This is a genomic window from Aquamicrobium segne, assembly GCF_042656785.1.
Classification (GTDB): domain Bacteria; phylum Pseudomonadota; class Alphaproteobacteria; order Rhizobiales; family Rhizobiaceae; genus Mesorhizobium; species Mesorhizobium segne.
Genome location: NZ_JBHSLL010000002.1, coordinates 1 through 20,481, shown reverse-complemented (window position 1 = coordinate 20,481; position 20,481 = coordinate 1). Strand labels below are relative to the sequence as shown.

Below are 20,481 nucleotides of genomic sequence, written 5' to 3'. Positions count from 1 at the left end.
GATGGTCGGCATCGTATCCCTTGTCGGCAAGGGTCGCCTCGGCCTTGATGCCGTCGATCAGGTCATGGGCAAACGCGATATCGTTGCGCTGGCCGGGTGAGGCGATCAGTCGGACGGGAAGCCCGAGCCCTCGGTGGCGGCATGGATCTTGGTGCTCAGGCCACCGCGAGACCGACCCAGGCCCTGGGCATCCGCCCCCCTTTTACCTTGCACGCTCCAGCAGCATGCTGGTGGGCACGCACGATGGTACTGTCGATCATCAGCCATTCCAGATCGGCTTCGCGGGCCAGCGTTTCCAGCATGTCATCCAGTACGCCCATCTCGATCCAGCGATAGTAGCGTCGCTTCACGCTGCGGTAATCGCCCAGCCGTTCCGGCAGGTCGCGCCAGCGCCCGCCCGAGCGCGCCATCCACAACAGTGCGTCGAGGAACTTGCGATTATCGGTGCGTGGGCCGCGCTTGCCTTTGGTGCCGCCCGGCACCAAGCTCTTGATCCGTTCCCACTGGTCATCCCGAAGTGCATCACAGTCCATCGCCGATCTCCCAAAATCAGCGTTGAATCTGATTTGCGACCGGATGGGAATCCCAAAACCTTAAATCGTCACCACAACCTAGAGTATTTCTTGTTTTCACGAAAAACGGATAAAATATTCTAAGCTCTTGTTTTAGCCGCATTTGTACGACGCCAGACGATTCCGTCTGACTGCAAAATACTCTAGGCAGCAAACTCGTTTTCAACAACAGATATATTATGCGACAGACGCCGGACCTCTTCATCATTAAGCAGGCCACCAGCCCGCAACAGGGCGGCAAAGCGTCCATTACGGATGGAAAGCTCGGCAAAGCTACCCATTTCCACAATCCGGCCCCTGTCCAGAAACACCACCAGATCCGCGTCACGAACCGTTGTCAGGCGATGCGCAATGATGAAGGTCGTGCGCTCGCGCCGTAATTCATCGATGGCCTGTTTCACCCGCTCTTCGGTTTCCACATCAAGTGCGCTGGTTGCCTCATCCAGAACAAGGATCGGTGCATTTTTCAAAACCGCACGGGCAATGGCAATGCGCTGGCGCTCCCCGCCGGAAAGTTTGCCGCCACGCTCACCGACAATCGTGTCATAGCCCTCGCCTCTGGCCAGAATAAAGTCTTCTGCCGCAGCAGCACGTGCCGCATCGTGAATCTTGTCATAAGAGGCGTTGGCTCTGCCGATGCGGATATTGTCCTCAATCGAGCGGTCCAACAGGCCCGCATCCTGAAACACAGTGGCAATGCAATGGCGCACCGAATGCGCTGTAACCGTGCTGGTATCGACACCATCAATAAGAATGCGACCTCGCTGCGGGGTAAACACGCGCTGCAACAGATTGATAAGTGTTGTCTTGCCAGCGCCTGTGGGGCCGACAATGGCAACTGTTTGACCGGCTTTGACCTGAAAAGAAACATCATCAAGCCCCTGCCCCGAATTTGGAAATTCAAAACAGACATTTTCAAAGCACACATCGCCGGCAACTTTACCGATTGCGCGCAATCCGGCAGGTTCGCTCTCTTCGCGCGCCGAATCCTCCATCCTGTAAAAATCCTCAAGCTTTGCCCTGGCTTCAGAAATCTGATTGGCAAAGGCAGAGACCTGATCGAGCCGCGCAATCAGCAGGCTGGCAAAACCGGTAAAGGCAATCACATCGCCGATGCGCAACTGCCCCTGCACCACCAGATAGGAACCAACCAGCAGGATAACCATCATCGAAATGGTGGAGGACAGGCGGTGCATGGCGCTGGCCAGCGCCCACCAGTCCAGAACCGGATATTGCGCATCCAGCAAATCATTGACAAAGCGCTTCAGTGCGGCGGCTTCATGCCCGATACGGTTGTAGCTCTGGAGCACGCCAACATTGCTGACGCAATCAGATACATGTGCAAACACGGTGTGATAATGGCGCTCGACACTGGCCTGCCCTTCACGGGTCTTGCGCATGACCACGCGCCCCACCGCATAATAGACCACGCCCAGAACCAGCAAAACCGCCGACATGCGCAAATCAAGCGACAAGGCAGTCGGTACCAGCAATATGAGCGCGACTGCGGTAGAAAGGTGCTGGCGCATGAATTCCAGCCATAAGGAAAACAGGGTTTCGACAGCACGCAGCAGCGTGTGCAGGGAATTGGACGTGCCGCGCATGTGGTGCCAGGCAAGCGGCATATTGATGATGCGCGCAAATGAGTCCGACAACACATCGCCGCGCAACTTGTGGGCAAAGCGATCGGCTCCGCGGGCAACCAGAACAAAAGCAATGATATTGAAGACGCCAAGGCCCGCCCAGAACACAAGCGGGGGCACCACATTGGCCCGCTCCGAAATCGCATCGATGATCCGCCCGAACATGACCGGCTCAAGAATGGCGACCGCAGCCAGCCCGACATTCACACCGCAGATAAACGCAACCCGCTTGATATCAGTTGCCAGATAGCTGAGCGCTCTCCAGTAGACTTGCAGAAGGGACACTCGCTTACTCCATAGAACCATTTATTGCGCGCCCATAGCGCCCGAAAACATAAGGGCGGCAGGCGCAACAACAATGTCCATCTACAGCGTCAGTTCCTTCTGTACGAACAAAACATAACTACGTTTTGAAATTTAATGTGATCACCTAATAGATTGAGTTATCAGCAAAAATGGCTCTGGCAAGGCCAAATTGTGATCATTGTGGCAAGGCTGCCACAATCTTGAAAGCCGAGCGGAACATAAGCGGCCTGACCAATGCCCCGGCTATCATTCCCGGGTCATTTTTGGCTTTGCCGGACCTGGTAATGTCATCACAATATCTGTCTGGCCAGATTTGAGAGGAAACGACGTTCCTTTCACTTTTCTGCCGTCCACCTCAAGGGTTGCTGCTGTTGCACCAGCCTTGCGCTGCACCTTGAGAGTTTGTGTTCCTCCACCCAATGAAAGACGGGCGCTATAACCTTCCCAATGGGACGGGATCTGCGGTTTCAGATCAATCATATCGCCGCGCTGCTGAATGCCGAGTATGGCCTCGACAGCAGCACGGTAGAGCCAGCTGGCCGAGCCTGTGTACCAGGTCCAGCCACCACGGCCTGCCTTGTCGGCTGAATAGACATCGGCAGCCACCACATAAGGCTCGACCCGGTAATGTTCGGCAGCAAGCTCATCGAGCGCATGATTGACGGGGTTGAGCAGGCTGAAGCAGCGATAGGCTTCATCGGCCTGCCCCATTTCAGCCAGTGCAATCACAAACCAGGTTGCAGCATGTGTATATTGGCCGCCATTTTCACGCACACCCGGCGGATAGCTCTTGATGTAACCAGGCTCCTTTTCCCAATTGGAAAATGGCGGCGTAAACAGCCTGACAAGCTTGTGTTCAGCATCAACCAGCATCTTGCCTGCATGTTCCATAGCCATGCGGGATCGGGCCGGATCGCCCTTACCTGACAAGACGCTCCATGACTGGGCAATGGAATCAATCTGACACTCCTGCGACAAATGCGAGCCAAGCGGTGTTCCATCGTCAAACGTGCCGCGACGATACCATTGTCCATCCCATGCCGTATTTTCCAATGCCTGTTTCAGCGTCTCCCCATGAAGGCGCCAGGCTTTTGCGCGGGCCTCATCGCCTTGCGCCTGCGCAATCGGCTCAAAATCAGCCAGCGTTTTGAGCAGGAACCAGCCAAGCCAGACACTTTCGCCCCGGCCCTGAGCCCCCACCCTGTTCATGCCATCATTCCAGTCTCCGCCCAGAATGAGCGGCAGCCCGTCAGGACCACTGCGTTTGATGGCCAGATCAAGCGCGCGCGCACAATGCTCATAAAGAGCAACATTCTGGTCTGAGGTTTCGGGAATGAAAAAGGCATCATGCTCGTTTTCGCCCAGTTCCCGCCCCAGAAGGAAGGCAAGTTTTTCGTCAAGAATGCTCAGATCGCCTGTCACCTTTATGTAATAGGCAACGGCATGGCCAAGCCAGACCACATCATCGGAAATGATGGTGCGAACGCCTGCCCCTGTACGCGGCAGCCACCAATGCTGGACATCGCCTTCAGGAAACTGCCGCCCGGCTGCATTCAATATCTGTGCGCGCGCCAGTCCCGGGTCATGGGAAAGCAGCGCCAGCGTGTCTTGCAGTTGATCGCGAAAACCAAAGGCGCCACTGGCCTGATAAAAGGCGGACCGCGCCCGGATGCGACAGGCCAGACTTTGATAAGGCAGCCAGTGATTGACCATGGCGTCAAGCGCCTTGTCGGGCGTTTCGACCTGGATCTTATCCAGGAAATTACGCAAATCAGTGTTTGTCTCGTCAAGGCGCTGGTCAAAATCAGCCTGACAATGACGGGCAATCAGAGCAGAAGCCTGTGCTTCTGTTTCTGCATCGCCCATCAGCCACAGAATCGAGGCTTCATCACCTGCAGCAATTTCCACATCACGCGCCAGCGCAGCACAAGGATCGTCACCGGCCTCAACACGGCCCGAAAGCACACGCCCCTCAAAGGCGGCCAGCGGATACTCACTTGACCCGCCCTGCCCGATAAATTCTGCGCGATTTGCCGTGACGGAATCAGGGTGGCCATCACAGGCGAGAAACGCGACCCGGCCTCCAAAATCCAGATTATAGGGGTTGGAGGCAAGCAGAGCCCCTGTTGCGGCATCCTGTGCAGGAACAAGGGTGCTGGCGGTGCGCGAACGATGCGCGCCAAGCACCCATTCGGCATAGGCATAGATCCGCAGCCGGACCGCAGATGTGCCCGTATTGCGGATACGCAATCGTGACAATTTTATCGGATCAGCAGGATCGACAAGATGCGTCAATTCCACCTCAAGCCCATTCTGGCTGGTGCGGAAGGTAGAAAATCCCTGACCATGAACGGCTTCATAAACCGCCGCTTCATTGCGCAACATGGCGGCAACGGGAGAAAAACTGGCTCCACTCTCCAGATCATGGATATAAATCCCCTCACCTGGTCGATTGCGCACCGGATCATTGGACCATGGCGTGATCTGATAATCGCGGCTGTTGCGGCTCCAGGTGAAGGCTGCCCCTTCTGCTGAAATGTGAAAGCCAAAATTTTCATTGGCAATCACATTGATCCATGGTTGCGGCGTCACCCTGTTGCCGGTCAGGCGCACCACATAGCGGCGACCATCGCCTTCAAAGCCGCCAAATCCATTCCAGTTGGCAAGCCCTGTGCCATCGGCTTGCTTGTGCTCTGCTAAATTTTTTCCCGATGAAGGAGGAGTTTGGACGATTGCTCGCGGCACATCCTGACGTGGCGGCAGCGTATCAGAGTTGTTTTTTGCAGCCACGCGCGCCTGCAGGGCCGTCAGTTCAGCACGCTCGATCTGGTCGCTGATCCTGCCATTGCGGGTGTGCAAGACCACACGCGCTGTCGCCAGCAATGTGCGATAGGTCGTCTCGTCCATCAGGTCGCGGCGCACTGCAAATATATGCTGGCGCGGCCCCAGTTCAGACCCGCGCAGACGGCTGTTTTCGCACAAGGAATCAATGGCCTGCTGCAAATCCTGCACATAGGAAGAGGACTGCTCATTGACGATGACCAGATCGGCCATCAGCCCGCGGGCGCGCATATATTCCTGATAGCGCAGAGCTTGTGCAACGATTTCCACATCGGCCAGATCGTCAATGCGAATGGCGAAGATCGGATAATCCCCCGAAATACTGGTCGGCCACAGGCTTGATTGCTTGCCAAGCCCTTTGGCGATCGCATCAGAGGGCAGCCGCAAATCCGTATCCGGATAAAGGAGATAGCCTGACAGGCTTTGCCCGATTGCCGCATCGGCAAGGCTCAGTTCCAGATGGCGCGTCTGCACCTGCGAGCGGGTCCATGACAGCATTGCCTGACGGGCAAAACTTTCAGGATGGTCGAGGCGATTGATGGCATCATCCAGTTCTTCACGCGCAGCCCCAACGCAGGTCCAGAAGGTCAGCGATACTTTCTTGTTTGCCGGCACCCGCACCTTGCGGCGCAATGCAATGACCGGATCAAGCGTAAAACCGCTTTGGCCGCTCAATCGCGCACCGGGGTCCATGGCTGCCGGATTGGCAATCGTGCGCCCGCGACCAATAAAGGCGCGCCTGTCCGTTTCGGCTTCGCTGTCGCGGGGAAGTCCGGTTGGGTCAGAAATGAAATGAACCATGACAATGTCAGGCTCATTGTGATCTCGCTTTTGCCTGCGGGCAAAAATCGCCCCCTTATCAGCAGTAATTTCTGTTTCCACAAACATTTTGGAAAATGCCGGATGGGCGTTGTCCGCCATTTCCGGGGCCAGAACCAGTTCTGCAAAAGACGTAACCTCGATATAGCGGTCGTCCGAACCATCATTGTGAAGGGTAATGCGCCGCCCCTCGCCATGGCCTTCGGAAATGACGATACATTCGACCTCGGAGCGCAATGTCTGAACATTCTTGACAAAAACGGCCTTGTCATCCGAAAAACGGGTCTGTGTAATTTCACCCGGTGCCTGCTTCGGTTCGACTGTCGCCGACCACCATTCACCACTGTCCACATCGCGCAGGAACAGATAGCTGCCCATCCGGTCTTCAACCGGATCGGGATGCCAGCGCGTGACCGAAAGGTCGCCCCAGCGGCTGTAGCCAGAACCGGTTGCCGTCAGCATCATCGAATAATGACCATTCGACATCAGGCTGGTGGCGCGCAACGCACTTACCGGGTCTGATATGATGCGCGTATCGAGGCTTTGCGTCTCCTGCCCGTCCATCAGCGGACGCTCCTCGGCTTCCGTACGCACCGTATCGGCGGGAATTTCACGCGGCGCCTTTTCCTGAAGCAGCAATTCAGCCGCTTCAATCACCGGATCGGAATGAAAACGATCCCGCAAGCGGCCTTCATAAACCACATTGGCAATTGCCGCGATCGACATGCCTGAATGATGCGCATAATAATTTTGCACCACCGCATGGTTTTTCCCTTCGGGCACACGTTGTGGCGTGAAATCCACCGCATCATGATAGCCATAGCGCCCAAGCGCACCAATGCTTTCAAGGTGTTTCAGGTTTTCCACGGCCTCACGCGGCATGAACTGCGCCGCCAGAATGGTGGCATAAGGTGCAATCACCAGATTTTGCGCCAGTCCGCGCTTGAGGCCCAGCCCCGGAACGCCAAAATTGGTATATTGATAGGTCAGCTCACGGTCGCGGGCATTGTAAGCAGCTTCCGAAATCCCCCATGGCACATTGCGCGAGCGGCCATACTGTATCTGGCGCTTGATGATAAGATTGTTTGTCTGGTTGAGCAGGCTGCCCTGCGGCTCCTTCATCACCAGCGGCGGCATCAGATATTCAAATATCGAACCCGACCATGATATGAGCGCACCACGAAAACCGACTTCCACGATGGGGCGTCCCAGCTTGAACCAATGTTCGGTTGGCAGATCGCCCTTGGCGACAGCAAACAGCGATGTCAGCCGCGCCTCGGATGCCAGAAGGTCATAACAGGCCTCGTCAAGCTGGTGCTCTTCTGCCCGGTAGCCGATGGACAGCAGTTTACGCTCACGGCGCATGAGGAAAGAAAAATCCATCTCAAAAGCATAGCGGCGTGCACGTGTGTGCAATTGCAGCAAGCGGCTACGCAAATCTTTTACCGTATGATCATCGCTGTGCGAATCCTGGACATGCGCCTCGCAAACGCCATCCAGACGGGTGGCCCACCCCCTTAAATCCTCTGAGAGCCCGGAGCCGATTTCCCCATCTATGGCCATTGCCAGCTTGCGGATTTCACCCGAAAGAACTGAAAGGTTGAGGGTTCGGATTGAAGCCATTTCAGGCTGTTTCTGAATCGTGCGCACCGCCCGGCGCATGCCCTCCAGCCGATCCGCCAGCCGCTGGCGCAAGGGACGCAATTGGCGACGGTCATCAGGCAAGGCCGCAAGGCTTTCTTCCAGAATCGCAACCACATCCAGAACGCCTTCAAAATCACCATGCAAATGCACCGATGGCGCTTGTGACCACTGTGCACATGCAGCCGCAACGGCCACCAGATGACCAGCCAGATTGCCGCTGTCTACAGATGAAATATACAAAGGATGCAGGGGTTTAAGCGTCTTTGTATCATACCAGTTATACAAATGGCCGCGCTCGCGGGGCATGTTTTCAATGGTTGCAAGCGTTGCCTCCATGCGGGTAACGGCATCCATCATGCTGATCCAGCCAAAATCACGCGCCGAGACCACAGACAACAGATAGACCCCCACATTGGTGGGCGAGGTACGCGAGGCCACAACAGGCGCCGGGCTTTCCTGAAAATTGTCAGGCGGAAGGAAATGATGCTCTTGCGTGACAAAGGTTTCATAATAAAGCCATGTGCGCCGCGCCGCGACACGCAGGGCATATTTGTCGGATGGCGCCAGTCGCAAACGATCCTCGGTCTCGGCCGAGCGGCTGATGAGCCAGGCAAAAGCTGGCGAACCGATCCAGAACAGGGCAAAGAAAAAAGCCACAAATGCACCGGTGGAATCGGCATAAACCGGCAATGCAACGCCGATAATGGCAATGATCACCGCCCCATACATGGATGAATAATAAGAGCTGAGCTCATTTGCGCCGCTCTTGTGAGCCTGCGAGGCTGTGCGCCATTCCAGCAGATTCTTGCGCGAAGCAAAAAGCCGATACAGGGTGCGGATGATGGCATCACCCATCATCCAGGCCGAATGCGCCATCAGCACAACGCGCAGCGCCACCAAAGCCGTTCCAAAGGCAATATCGCGACCCAGCGCCGAAAAATGCCCGCGCGGCGTTGAATCCCGGCTTTTGGGCCATAAGCCATCCACGATATTGAAGGTGGGAGCCATGAACAGCGACAGGATCAACAGCGCCTGCCATTGGGCCGCCTGTGTAAATGGCAGCAGCGTCCAGCCTGCAATGGCCGCCATCACCCAGAAAATCGGGGTAAGTGTGCGGCGCAGATTATCCGTCATTTTCCAGCGGGAAAGGGCAGGAACGCCGGAACGCGGATTGAAAATGAAATTAAGCAACTGCCAGTCGCCGCGTGACCAGCGATGCTGGCGCGAGGCATCAACCAGATAGCGGGTCGGATAATCTTCAACCAGTTCCACATCGCTGACCAGCGCCGAGCGGGCAAAAGCGCCCTCAACCAGATCGTGGCTTAAAATGGTGTTCTCATCGAAACGGTCCTTGAGCGCTGCTTCAAAGCTGTCGATATGATAAAGGCCCTTGCCGGTGAATGTGCCGGCCCCGAAAACATCCTGATAAAGATCAGAAACGGCAAACACATAAGGGTCAAGACCGCGGTCCGAGGAAAAGACACGCTGGAAGAATGAAGCCTCGTCACCCGACGTCAGTGAAGGCGTTATGCGTGGCTGCAAAATAGTGTAGCCCGCCGTCACCTTGCGCGCTTCTGGATCATAATGGGGGCAATTTAGCGGGTGCGCCAGCTTGCCGATCAACCTGCTGACGGCATCGCGGGTGGTGCGGGTGTCGGCATCCAGTGTCATGACATAAACGATATTTTCAGGCAACGGGGCTTCTGGCGGCAGGAAGGTGGTGTCACCATCGCCCCGCAGTAAAAGATTCAACTCATGCAATTTACCGCGTTTGCGCTCCCATCCCATCCATGTGCCTTGTGCGGGATTGTAAAGCCTGTGCCGGTGCAGAAGATGAAAGCGTGGCGCAGATTCTGACGGGTAACGCTGGTTCAACCGGGCAATTTCGGCGCGTGCAAAGTCAAGAATTTCAGTGTCTGAGGCGCTCAGTTCACTGTCACTGTCAGGCCAGTCGGAAAGCAGCGCGAAATAAAGTTCATCCGAAACATTGGCAAGATGATGCACCTCGATATTGCGGATGTTTTCCTCAACATCATCGTAAGATCCAATGAGTGAGGGAACCACGACAAGTGTGCGGGCGCTAGCGGGAATTTCTTCCTTATAGTCATAGCCGATCAGGCGCGTCGGCTTTAAGAAAAGCAGCACCACCGTATTGAAAAAACCCAGCGCCCCTTCACTGGCAGGCACCGAAAACAGCACCAGCATAAGTGCCACGGCCCATGTCGGCAGGCCAAGCGCTGCAAGTGCATTGCCACTCATGACAAGCAGCAGCACAGTCAGCGCAAAGACCGGAACGGCAATGCCCAGCCAGCCAGCCCTGCTAAAGGAACGTTTCAGCGACAGGCTAAAAGGCACCTGATAGCCAAGTTCTTTTTCCAAGACCGGGCGCAAGGGGCCAACCAGATAAAAGCCGACATCGGATGGAGCGCCCGCCATTTCAGGGCGACCGGCAGATCGGGCAGCCATGGCCACAGCCATTTCGGCAACATCATATTCCGAATGAGGCGCAGAACGACGCGCCAGATCCTCAATTGCTGCGCGATACTGGTCACGCGAGGCAAAGGTAAGTGTCGAATAGTCGGATTTTTCACGCAGAAGGGCGTCAATACGGCTGACATCTTCAAACCAGACCGTCCAGTCAATATCATTGATAAGGCGCAAGCCCTGGATGATATTGCCCGTGGTGACATTGCCTTGCGACAAGGTCTGGTGTTCTTCAATGATGATCTGCTCGGCATCCGAACCAAATTTTTCCAGTTCACCTTCCAGCCATTCCAATGCCCTGCCCGCATTTTGCGACCCATCACGCAGGCGATAAAGAAGCTGAGTGGAAAAACTTGTGTCGCGTGCATAGGCACGATAGCCAGACATCATCTGCTCACGGTTGCCGCCATTTGCCGAAGCCAGCGCATGATCGGCCACCTCATTGGCAATCAGGCGCATCTTGCGCGCACTTTCAACGCGAACAGCAATGCGTCGCAAATTTTCGATCAGCACAAATCGCAGCAGCGAAGGAAGCGCCCAGACCTCCCCGATTCTCATCGGCTCAACAGATTGGAACCCGTCAACAATCGCCTTGAATGCCTGCGCCGATATCGAACTGTCGGAATGGGCAACATAAGCCCATGCAATGGCAAGCGCTCTTGGTATTTTCAAACCAGCCTTCAGTTCAATTTCCGGGAGTTGCTGGTAAAAGCGGCGCGGCAGGTCACGCTTGATCTGATATATGGTTTCTTCAACCAGATAATTATTATCCAGCAACCATTGGGCCGCGGGTGTAACGGTTTCGCCCTTTGCCTGCGCCGTATTTGTCGAGCGGTAAACCTCTAATACTCTGGTCGCAGAATCACGAATGCGGCTCTGAAAATCCAGGCCCGCAAAACCTTCCACACTTTGGATATCCCCTCTGGCCATTTGCTGCCCGAGCAGATGCAGCCGGTCTTCCTGAAAAAATTGGGCACGGATCGGCGGCTCTTCTTCAAGAGGTACGGCCACTGATGTGGTTTCAAGGCTATCCGGGCTGATTTGAAGATTCATTGATAGTCCACAGGTCAAGAAATAATGGCCCACAGGTCAGGAAATGATGGCGGTCGGAGCCTGACCACCCTCAATATATACAATTTAAGAGGCAAAAGGTTGCAGCACGGGGTTACTTTGTCACACATGCAGTGTGCAATGGCGCAAATGCTGCGTTGCATAAAGATTTGCTACAGCCATTGTTGAATGAGCGAGATTGCAAACCCGACACGGCTTTGCCCTGTATGATAAAGCCGGATATTTGTGCAGCGCCAGACAAAACTGTCTGGCTGCAAAATCATCTTGTTTAGCCGCATTTGTGCAGCGCCAGACAAAACTGTCTGGCTGCAAAATCATCTTGTTTAGCCGCATTTATGCAACGCCAGACAAAGCTGTCTGGCTGCAAAATGCTTAAATAGCTGCGGTGATGATCATCTCCACCTTGAGATCCGGGTCTGCCAATTTGGCCTCGCCAGTCGCTCTTGCCGGTGTATGTCCTTGTGGAATCCACGCTTCCCAGGCACTATTCATTTCATCAAAAGTTGACATATCGGCCAGCCAGATAATGGTTTGCAAAATTTTGGTCTTGTCAGTTCCTGCCTGCGCCAGAAGCTGGTCCACAGTTGCCAGAAGATTGCGTGTCTGCTCTGCAACCGTATTGCCCTCGCCTACCTGGCCAGACAGATAAACAGTATCGCCATGAATGACGATATCACTCATGCGCGGGCCAATATCCAAACGACGGATGGTCATCTTTGTTTCCTTCCTGAAATTCATGCCTGTATGGGACATCATAGATAGAACTATTTTTTGCTGTAACAGCAAGCCCGCTGACTCTTGCCGGTTTTTTAAAAAAACATCTGCACTCAGAAATTGCGCAGCTTGCCTGCAAGTTTCAGCTTTGGCATGTAGAGAAAAACTGCCACCTGAGTGGCCTGACCCTATCCGAGGTGTTTTATGGAAATCCGTCAAATCAGTGAAGATTATTCCGTCACAGGCCAGATCGAGCCTGCCGATGTGACACAAATCGCAGCCGCCGGCTTCAAAAGCGTGATTTGCAACCGACCCGATGGCGAACAGGCTGATCAGCCAAAGCAGGATGCTGTGCGCGCGGCTGTGGAATCTGCCGGTCTGACCTTTCGCTATATTCCCGTTATCAGCGGTCAGATAAGTGCCGACAATGTTGCCGAACAGGCCAAAGCGCTGCAAGAACTTCCTTTGCCGATTCTTGCCTATTGCCGCTCAGGCGGGCGTTGCACCAACCTCTTTCTGGCTGTTCAGAAGATTGTTTGAAACCATAATATCTGGGTCCAGACTTTTATTCGGGCTCAGACTTTGACGGGTCATGGTGTCGCCACCATGACCGCCTTTTCGAGAGACTGCTTCAAGCAGCGCCGGGATAGTTCGGGCTTTCGCGCGTGATGGTCACATTATGGGCATGGCTTTCGCGCAGGCCCGCATTGGAGATGCGCACAAAGGTGGCGCGCTCACGAAATGCTGCAAGATCACGCCCGCCCACATAGCCCATCGAGGCTTTCAGGCCGCCTGCAAGCTGATGCAGGACGCCACCAACCGGCCCCTTGTAAGGAACCTGCCCTTCAATACCTTCAGGCACCAGTTTGAGCGTATCGCGCACTTCCGCCTGAAAATAACGATCGGCAGAGCCACGCGCCATGGCGCCAACAGAGCCCATGCCGCGATAGGCCTTGAAGGAGCGGCCCTGATGCAAATAAACCTCGCCCGGGCTTTCTTCGGTGCCGGCCAGCAGCGAACCAACCATGACGGCTGTTGCACCGGCCGCCAGCGCCTTTGCCACATCGCCGGAAAACTTGATGCCACCATCGGCAATGATCGAGATATTGGCTTTGAGGCCAACCTCGACTGCGGCCATGACAGCTGAGAGTTGCGGCACACCCACACCTGCCACGATACGGGTCGTGCAGATCGAGCCTGGCCCGATACCGACCTTGACCGCATCGGCGCCGGCATCGATCAGGGCCTGCGTTCCCTCGGCAGTGGCAACATTGCCAGCCATGATACGGATGTCGCTGGAAAGTTTTTTGGCCCGCGTCACCGCATCCAGAACGCGCTGCGAATGGCCATGGGCTGTATCGATCACCAGAAGATCAACGCCCGCATCAATCAGCCGCTCTGCCCGCTCAAAACCATCGGTACCGACGCTGGTGGCGGCCGCAACCCGCAAACGACCTTGCGCATCTTTTGACGCATTGGGATTGAGCTGGGTCTTTTCAATGTCCTTGACGGTAATCAGGCCGACACATATTCCCTTGCTGTCGGTCACCACCAGTTTTTCAATACGATTCTGGTGCAGCAGCCGTTTGGCTTCTTCCTGATCGACATTTTCCTTGACCGTAATCAGATTTTCGCGCGTCATCAGTTCATAAACACGCTGAGCCGGATCAGACGCAAAGCGCACGTCACGATTGGTCAAGATGCCAACCAGTCGCCCGGCTGTATGGCCGCCGCTACCGCCATTTTCGACTACCGGAATACCGGAAATGCCATGCGTGCTCATCAAGGCCAGCGCATCAGCCAAGGTTGCATCAGGACCAATGGTGACAGGATTGATCACCATGCCCGATTCAAATTTCTTGACCTGGCGCACCTGTTCGGCCTGCTCAACCGGGGTCAGATTGCGATGGATGACACCAATGCCACCCGCCTGCGCCATGGCGATGGCCAGACGCGCTTCCGTGACCGTATCCATGGCCGCTGAAATAATCGGCAGGTTCAGATCAATATCACCGGCAATGCGCGTGGAAATATCGACTTCACCGGGCATGACATCAGAATGACCCGGCTGCAACAGCACATCGTCAAAGGTAAGCGCCAATGCGCCAGTGGAGGTTTCAATGATTTTTGCCATGGCCTGTATCCCGGATACATAAAAGGGCACGAAAGCCCGCATGGCCCGCGCCGGATCGTCTTTTTCCCCTTCAGGAATGGCAGTGGCTCGTACCACGCTTCCGCACTCCTGAAAAGCCGGGCACGTGCGATTTTATAATATGCGATTTTATGAATCGTCCTGGGCGCCCGATATTGCCCTGCCTCTGAAATCGCGGGCCAGCAGATAAAGCTCTACCGACTCATCGCGCGAAGCTGGCGGCTTGACATGGTGAACGGTGCGAAAATTCTTTTTCAACACATCCAGCAATCCACCTTCCGTGCCGCCCTGAAAGGTTTTTGTCAAAAAATGCCCGCCCGGCTGCAAAACCGACATGGCAAAATCGGCGGCCACCTCGCACAGATACATGGTGCGTAAATGATCGGTGCGCCGATGCCCGGTTGTGGGAGCCGCCATATCAGACAGCACCATATCCGGTTTGCCACCCAGCGCCTCAATCAGCCTGTCGGGCGCATCATCATCCAAAAAATCCAGTTCTAGTATGGTCGTTCCCGGAATCGCATCCATTTCCAGATAATCGATGCCGACAACGCTTGGCGCTTCCACATCCGACTTTACGCGCGCAGCCGCCACCTGGCACCAGCCACCAGGAGCCGCGCCCAGATCGATCACACGCATGCCCGGCTTCAACAGCTTGTATTTGTCATCGATCTCGATCAGTTTGTAGGCGGCACGCGAGCGATAGCCCTCAGCCTTTGAACGCTGCACATAAGGGTCGTTCATATGCCGCTCAAGCCAGCGGCGCGATGATTCCTTCAACCCGCTTTTCTTTTTGATTTTGGTGCGCAGGACTCGGGAAGCACCAATACCGGTTTTTTCTGGTTTCTTCGTCATCGCCACGACCTGTTCCGGCTGGAATGGCGCCATACACCTTCTTCCGCCATCAATTCACTCAATATGCCCTCGCGCAAACCTCTGTCGGCCACGCGCAATCGCTGCGAAGGCCATACCGCACGTATGGCCTCCAATATGGCGCAACCGGCCAGCACAAGATCGGCCCGGTCTGCGCCAATGCATGGATTTTCTACCCGGCTCTGATAATCCCAGCCAACCAGCTTTGCGATCATGCGGTTCACGCTGTCGCGGTCCATCCATAACCCGTCGACACGCCGTCGCTCATATCGGGGCAATTCCAGATGCACACCGGCCAAAGTGGTGACTGTGCCGGAGGTGCCAAGCAGATGAAAGCCCGGACTTTCCAATATGTGATCGAGCTTGTCCCTGCCGTCAAAGGACGTCAGCATCATGGAGACATCATCAACCATGGCGGCAAAAATTTCCGGGGTGACAATGCGGCCGCCAAAGCGCTCAGCCAAAGATACAACACCAACCGGCAACGATGTCCATGAGACAATATGATTTGCAAGATGCCGGGAGCGCCGGCCATGGCTGAGATCAATCAGAGCAATTTCAGAAGAGCCGCCACCTATATCAAACAGCACAAGACCTTTGGTGTCGCGCTCAATCAGCGACCCGCAGCCGGAGACGGCAAGCCGTGCTTCAGTTTGACGGTCGATGATTTCAAGTTTCAACCCGGCTTCTTGGCTGACCCGTTCTAAAAACTGCGCCCCGTTTGCAGCAGACCGACATGCTTCAGTGGCAATGAGCCGGGCACGCCGGACATTGCGGCTGCGCAGCTTCTCGGCACATATGATCAACGCCTCAACCGCCCGGTCCATGGCCTTTTCACCCAGACGGCCATTGCTGGAAAGCCCCTCTCCCAGGCGCACGATCCGGGAAAAAGCATCGATCACCCTGAACTGACCATAACGGGTGGGAACGGCTACCAGAAGGCGGCAATTATTGGTGCCCAGATCAAGGGCGGCAAAAGCAGGACGTTCTCTCACGGGCGTATGCCGCGTGAAATCCGGGGGCGTCAATCGACGTTTGTTAGCCTGCCCAGCGCCGCTGTCGCCGCCATCAGGCGGCGCATTTTTTGCATCAGAAACCCGGCTCTCCGGTTGCTGCGGGGCTGTGGCGGACTGGCCGTCACGCGCATAAACCTTGCGGCCACGCCGCCGCTTGCGTCGTTTACGAGGTTGCCCATTGCTTGCAGCAGCCCCCGCGCCTCCGGTAGCAACTGGCCTTGCCAGCGCAGATTTATGGCGACCACCAGAATGCGGCGGCGCCTTTGAAAGCACCGACGATTCTGAAGAGCCACCACGCTCCGGCGTTTTTTCGCCAGTGTCGCGGTCTTTCACGCTCGTTCCTTCCGGCGCCGCGCAAACCTGTGATCTGGATGCTGCTGGCGCTCACATATCAAGTTGGTAAAACACTAGCAGTGCTGCCCGCTTTCACCAAGAGCAAAGCTGCAAAAGAATCTGTTGGGTCATTTTTCGCAGTAAAAGGTTGCTGGCAGCGCCTTCATCAGGCATTTCTGAAAATTCGGAATCACCGGGAGCCGATAACTGCATGATTTTTGACCACTCCGCATGGAGAGGCTTGCTGGGCAAGACAGTTTGCGCATGAAACTCAAGCGCTATTTCTGGCCGACAATCGGACTGGCAGCCGTTACATTTTCCATTTGGATTTTGCTGGATGAGTTGCGCCACATCTCTCTTGATGACGTGCAAGACAGCCTTGCGGCAATTCCCGTCAGTGGCTGGGGTCTGTCCATACTGAGCGCGCTGGTCGCCTATATTGCACTGGCTGGCTATGATCACATCGCACTTATACACCTTGGCAAGCGCATTTCCTGGCTGTTTGTCTCGCTGTGCTCTTTCACAACCTATGCGTTGTCTCACAATATTGGTGGCTCGGTATTTTCCGGCGCAGTCATTCGCTACCGCGCCTATGCCACCAAGGGTTTGACCGGGCAGGAAGTGGGCAGTCTGGTCGCCATATGCTGGTTCACCTTTGTTTTATCGACACTGAGCGTGGGCGCCATCGTGCTGTTTCTGGCGCCTGACCTGCCGGAGCGATTTTCAAGTCTGGATTTTGAAAAATTCTCAGGGGCATCGGCCATGGTTTTTCTGGCTCCTGTCATCGCCTATATTTTTGGCTCATGGCTGCATTTGCGCCCCTTGCGCATCGGCTCTTTCGAGCTTCATTATCCACGTCTTCCAATTGTTGCGCGCCAACTCACCATTGGTCCTCTGGAAATTCTGGCTGCGTGTGCGATCATTTATTTCGCACTGCCACAGACTGGAAACCCCGGTTATCTCGTGGTGCTGGGTGTGTTTCTGGTGTCTTTTTCAGCAGCACAAATTTCCCATGCACCGGGAGGGCTGGGTGTTTTGGAAGTGGTTTTCCTGGCCGGTCTGTCAGACATGGAAGTGGCCGATGTTCTGGCTGCATTGCTCATATTTCGTCTGCTTTATCTGATAATTCCATTTATCCTCAGCCTTGGTGTCGTGCTCCTGTTTGAGCGCGCACAACTGCAACAGCGTGACGATGCCGACATTTAAGCACCACACCCCGATTGTAGCTTCAGTCGGGGTTGACTAATTCATTCGGCAGATTAAAAGGCACCCACCTGCTGCAAACAGGAATCAAATGCTCTGTTTGCAAAACAGGTCCTGCTGGGGAATAGGTTAACGGTAGACCCGCGGACTCTGACTCCGTTAGTCCTGGTTCGAATCCAGGTTCCCCAGCCAAACAAAATCAAGCACTTAGCCTAAATCCCACCCCACCGAAATCGCTCCATGTCGCGTTTATGTCGCATTGGCAGACGACAGAAGCCGCCGCTCGGCCTCGGCCAAAGCGTCAAAATCATCGGTGGAGGGGAACAAGTGCCGTAAACGTCCATCGTCATCGTGATCGATGAATGTCCCATCCGCTCCTGCACAACCTTGGGCGGAAGGGCAAGGCCTCCGTCTTCAACGCGGTTGATACACCAGCTTGCGTAGAAGTGCCGGAGGGCATGGAGGCCGGTGTACTTTGCGGTGATGATCGGGTTGCCTTCTTCATCCTTCTTGCCGCTGTCGGCCGTCACGCCTGCCGCAATCTGCGTCGGGATAAGGCCGCGCTTGATGATGTTGGCGTGATACTCAATGTTGCCCTCGCCGTTCGGGAAGACGAGACCGAGGTCGCCCTTCGGGCATTGCAACTTCTACTCGCGGAGCGTGTTCACGACAATCGGCGGCAACGGGATCGTTCGTTGCCCGGCATCCGATTTCGGCATCCCCATTTCTTGATAGCGGTCGGCCCGCTGGCGCACATGCAGAAGGCTCCGCTTCAGGTCAATGTCATCCCACCGCAGGCCGCGCAGTTCGGATGAGCGGAGGCCCGCAAAGATCGCTGTCAGCAGAAACGGGCGATATCGACCTTCGGCTTTCTGGATGATCCGGCCGACCTCGGCAGGCGTGGGAATATCAACGCCAGCGCGCAGGCGAGCTTTCTGACGCTTCTCCACGGCGCTGGCGCGGTTCTTGCCGCGCCGCTGCGCTATCTCGCGCACCACGTTACGGGCGACAAGGCCCCGCTCCTGCGCATCGGCGAGGATGCTGCCGAGGCTGACCGTCACGCGCTTCACCATGGTCGGTGAGCGGCCTTCGTCGCGAAGCTGATCTTGCAGGGCGCGCACGCCGGGCACGGAAAGCTTGGATAGGAGCGTGCGACCGACGAAGGGCTTCAGGTGCAATTCAAGATGGTTTTCGTACTGGTCCGTCGTCGTCCGCTCAAGCCCTGACGCCTTGCACGACTTGATCCAGTTGTCGCCTGCCTCGCCGACTGTGATCGTGGCGCGGTCGGCAACATGAACGCCTTCACTAACCTCGATTTTTACCCGCGCTTCATAGGCGTCCGCGTTTTTCTTCAGACGGAACGTTTTCTGCCGGCGCACGCCATTGATGTCGGCATAGTCAACCTTCCACGCGGTCTTTTCCTCGCCCTTGGTCGTCGTCCAGATGCGCTTTCGAACAGCCATGTCAGAACCCCTTCCCTGCATTGCGGACACGCATAGCCGCGACGCGGCACCGATCCGAGCAATAAACGGAATGCGACCGGCGGCCGGTCAACGGTCCCGTCAGATATGCTTTGTGGCAATGTGCGCAGCGCGTCATTGTCGCGCCAGCTTCAACTGCGAACGCGGCCTCCATAGCCATGAGAGAGACCAAAGAACTCGCCCGAACAATCAGACTGCTTCGACCTGTAGCTTCGGACCACTCGAAGGCGGGACGCAAGGTTGTTCCGGTCTCGTGAAGGAGTTCGTTTGCGACCTCGGAGCGGCGCTCGGAACTATCGACGGAGGTCAGCGAAAACAAATCCGTGAGGTTTTCGCGATGCCATTCAATCAGCTCTGGATAGTATGAATGGCCGCGCCCGCCGATGTGATCGGGAAACCCGAAGCGGCTTATGAAATCAATAATATCGCTCGCCGAGTTACAGTTTACGAGGCGAATAGATAGCGGGTCTTCAAGATTGTGCACCCGGAACGCTACCGGCTCAAATCGGTCGGAGCGAGAAGCAAACACTTTTCCGTCTGGCTTTTCGAGCGTGGCAGCAAGTGCGTCCTCGAGCAATTCGACGCCATCGACCGGCCTGCGCCATTCAAGGTGAATAGGTATCATCGTTACGCTTTCTTCTGCGAGTTGCGGATATGGGATTTAACTTATTTTCTCCAACGGCACAATATGCTACCAATTGTTACGGACTTTTTCTATAGTTCATAACAATGCGGAGTATGAAGATGAGCGGTAATGAAGGCATCAGTGCCGGGAACGACATTGTTTGGGGGGCCGCCGCGATTGCGAAGGTGATCAACCGCACGCCCCGGCAAACCTACGGTCTGCTGGAAACCGGAGCCCTTCCGGCCAAGAAAATCGGAGGCCAGTGGGCGGCATCGAAGCAGAAGCTTCTTTCCTTTTTCGCGGAGGCGGCTTGATGGGCGTCCAAGTTAACGTGGGCGATCACATCGTCTGGATTGGCGGGCATCACTGGCCCCGGCCTCAACCAGAATGCGATCTACGTGGCCTGCACTGGCCACATGCGGGTGGCGGCATCGAAATTGAAAGCTCGCCTGCGCTGCTCGAAATGCGGCGAGGTCGCGTCATGACAACGCGCAAGAAAAAGCCCGCCGGGCGAACGGCGGGCTGATTGGAAAGCTCTAGCGAGCAGCAAAAGGAATAATGAATATGTCAGATAGAGCTAATCAAAGCAAGAAGCCCGCACCATGGTTCAGGGTTTTTTCGGCAGAAACCATCACTAGGTTGTGGTGACGATTTAAGGTTTTGGGATTCCCATCCGGTTGCAAATCAGATTCAACGCTGATTTT

12 protein-coding genes, 1 tRNA gene and 2 pseudogenes are annotated in these 20,481 nt (G+C 55.5%); 6 read left to right on the top strand and 9 right to left on the bottom strand.

The window, feature by feature from the left end; all coding sequences use genetic code 11:
• From ACFPLB_RS00255 to ACFPLB_RS00240, 4 genes and pseudogenes are all read right to left on the bottom strand, one after another.
• Positions 1–533 (bottom strand): annotated as a pseudogene (locus ACFPLB_RS00255) (IS5 family transposase); the annotation flags it as partial.
• Positions 534–715: 182 nt separating this feature from the next.
• Positions 716–2,500 carry a glucan ABC transporter ATP-binding protein/ permease gene (locus ACFPLB_RS00250; RefSeq protein WP_378227263.1) on the bottom strand — a complete coding sequence of 595 codons (1,785 nt, stop codon included), beginning with the start codon at positions 2,498–2,500 and terminating at the stop codon, positions 716–718.
• A gap of 267 nt (positions 2,501–2,767) precedes the next feature.
• Positions 2,768–11,362 carry a glycoside hydrolase family 94 protein gene (locus ACFPLB_RS00245; protein WP_378227261.1) on the bottom strand — a complete coding sequence of 2,865 codons (8,595 nt, stop codon included), beginning with the start codon at positions 11,360–11,362 and terminating at the stop codon, positions 2,768–2,770.
• Between the two features lie 390 nt (positions 11,363–11,752).
• The gene (locus ACFPLB_RS00240) at positions 11,753–12,094 is read right to left on the bottom strand and encodes a RidA family protein (protein ID WP_378227260.1); all 342 of its coding nucleotides are present in this window, start codon (positions 12,092–12,094) and stop codon (positions 11,753–11,755) included.
• Positions 12,095–12,298: 204 nt separating this feature from the next.
• On the opposite strand from ACFPLB_RS00240, the gene ACFPLB_RS00235 reads away from it, so the two are divergent.
• Positions 12,299–12,634, top strand: coding sequence for a protein tyrosine phosphatase family protein (locus ACFPLB_RS00235; RefSeq protein WP_378227259.1), 336 nt, complete (start codon positions 12,299–12,301; stop codon positions 12,632–12,634).
• 91 nt (positions 12,635–12,725) lie between these two features.
• On the opposite strand, the gene guaB is transcribed toward ACFPLB_RS00235, so the two are convergent.
• The 3 genes from guaB to ACFPLB_RS00220 form a co-directional block, all read right to left on the bottom strand.
• Positions 12,726–14,228, bottom strand: a complete 1,503-nt coding sequence (guaB, locus tag ACFPLB_RS00230; protein ID WP_378227275.1) for an IMP dehydrogenase — start codon at positions 14,226–14,228, stop codon at positions 12,726–12,728.
• 147 nt (positions 14,229–14,375) lie between these two features.
• The gene (locus ACFPLB_RS00225) at positions 14,376–15,101 is read right to left on the bottom strand and encodes an RlmE family RNA methyltransferase (protein WP_378227258.1); all 726 of its coding nucleotides are present in this window, start codon (positions 15,099–15,101) and stop codon (positions 14,376–14,378) included.
• Positions 15,098–16,468 carry a Ppx/GppA phosphatase family protein gene (locus ACFPLB_RS00220; RefSeq protein ID WP_378227257.1) on the bottom strand — a complete coding sequence of 457 codons (1,371 nt, stop codon included), beginning with the start codon at positions 16,466–16,468 and terminating at the stop codon, positions 15,098–15,100. Before ACFPLB_RS00220 ends, ACFPLB_RS00225 begins: the two co-directional genes overlap by 4 nt.
• Between ACFPLB_RS00220 and ACFPLB_RS00215 the strand changes: the two genes are divergently transcribed.
• From ACFPLB_RS00215 to ACFPLB_RS00205, 3 genes are all read left to right on the top strand, one after another.
• The gene (locus tag ACFPLB_RS00215; RefSeq protein WP_378227280.1) at positions 16,354–16,683 is read left to right on the top strand and encodes a hypothetical protein; all 330 of its coding nucleotides are present in this window, start codon (positions 16,354–16,356) and stop codon (positions 16,681–16,683) included. The two genes, ACFPLB_RS00220 and ACFPLB_RS00215, sit on opposite strands and share 115 nt — an antisense overlap.
• Before the next feature lie 49 nt (positions 16,684–16,732).
• A complete protein-coding gene (locus tag ACFPLB_RS00210; RefSeq protein ID WP_378227256.1) occupies positions 16,733–17,674 on the top strand; it encodes a lysylphosphatidylglycerol synthase domain-containing protein in 942 nt (313 codons plus the stop codon).
• A 115-nt stretch (positions 17,675–17,789) separates the two neighbouring features.
• Positions 17,790–17,863: transfer RNA gene (locus ACFPLB_RS00205), tRNA-Gln, on the top strand.
• 57 nt (positions 17,864–17,920) lie between these two features.
• On the opposite strand, the pseudogene ACFPLB_RS00200 reads toward ACFPLB_RS00205, so the two are convergent.
• Positions 17,921–19,134: pseudogene (locus ACFPLB_RS00200) on the bottom strand (tyrosine-type recombinase/integrase).
• Position 19,135: 1 nt separating this feature from the next.
• Positions 19,136–19,777 (bottom strand): hypothetical protein, encoded by a 642-nt coding sequence (locus tag ACFPLB_RS00195; RefSeq protein ID WP_378227255.1) that lies wholly within the window; start codon positions 19,775–19,777, stop codon positions 19,136–19,138.
• A gap of 119 nt (positions 19,778–19,896) precedes the next feature.
• Here ACFPLB_RS00195 and ACFPLB_RS00190 point away from each other — a divergent pair, with 119 nt between their 5' ends.
• Together ACFPLB_RS00190 and ACFPLB_RS00185 are read left to right on the top strand one after the other, a co-directional pair.
• On the top strand, positions 19,897–20,091 hold the full coding sequence (locus tag ACFPLB_RS00190) for a DNA-binding protein (protein WP_378227254.1): 195 nt from the start codon (positions 19,897–19,899) through the stop codon (positions 20,089–20,091).
• Positions 20,091–20,303 carry a hypothetical protein gene (locus tag ACFPLB_RS00185; protein ID WP_378227253.1) on the top strand — a complete coding sequence of 71 codons (213 nt, stop codon included), beginning with the start codon at positions 20,091–20,093 and terminating at the stop codon, positions 20,301–20,303. The genes ACFPLB_RS00190 and ACFPLB_RS00185 overlap by 1 nt, the downstream gene beginning before the upstream one ends.
• Positions 20,304–20,481: the final 178 nt, after the last annotated feature.

Coding starts and splice junctions, on each gene's coding strand:
- ACFPLB_RS00245 (WP_378227261.1), bottom strand. CDS start 11,362: ATGAATCTTCAAATCAGCCCGGATAGCCTTGAAACCACATCAGTGGCC.
- ACFPLB_RS00240 (WP_378227260.1), bottom strand. CDS start 12,094: ATGACCATCCGTCGTTTGGATATTGGCCCGCGCATGAGTGATATCGTC.
- ACFPLB_RS00235 (WP_378227259.1), top strand. CDS start 12,299: ATGGAAATCCGTCAAATCAGTGAAGATTATTCCGTCACAGGCCAGATC.
- guaB (WP_378227275.1), bottom strand. CDS start 14,228: ATGGCAAAAATCATTGAAACCTCCACTGGCGCATTGGCGCTTACCTTT.
- ACFPLB_RS00225 (WP_378227258.1), bottom strand. CDS start 15,101: ATGACGAAGAAACCAGAAAAAACCGGTATTGGTGCTTCCCGAGTCCTG.
- ACFPLB_RS00210 (WP_378227256.1), top strand. CDS start 16,733: ATGAAACTCAAGCGCTATTTCTGGCCGACAATCGGACTGGCAGCCGTT.
- ACFPLB_RS00195 (WP_378227255.1), bottom strand. CDS start 19,777: ATGATACCTATTCACCTTGAATGGCGCAGGCCGGTCGATGGCGTCGAA.
- ACFPLB_RS00190 (WP_378227254.1), top strand. CDS start 19,897: ATGAGCGGTAATGAAGGCATCAGTGCCGGGAACGACATTGTTTGGGGG.
- ACFPLB_RS00185 (WP_378227253.1), top strand. CDS start 20,091: ATGGGCGTCCAAGTTAACGTGGGCGATCACATCGTCTGGATTGGCGGG.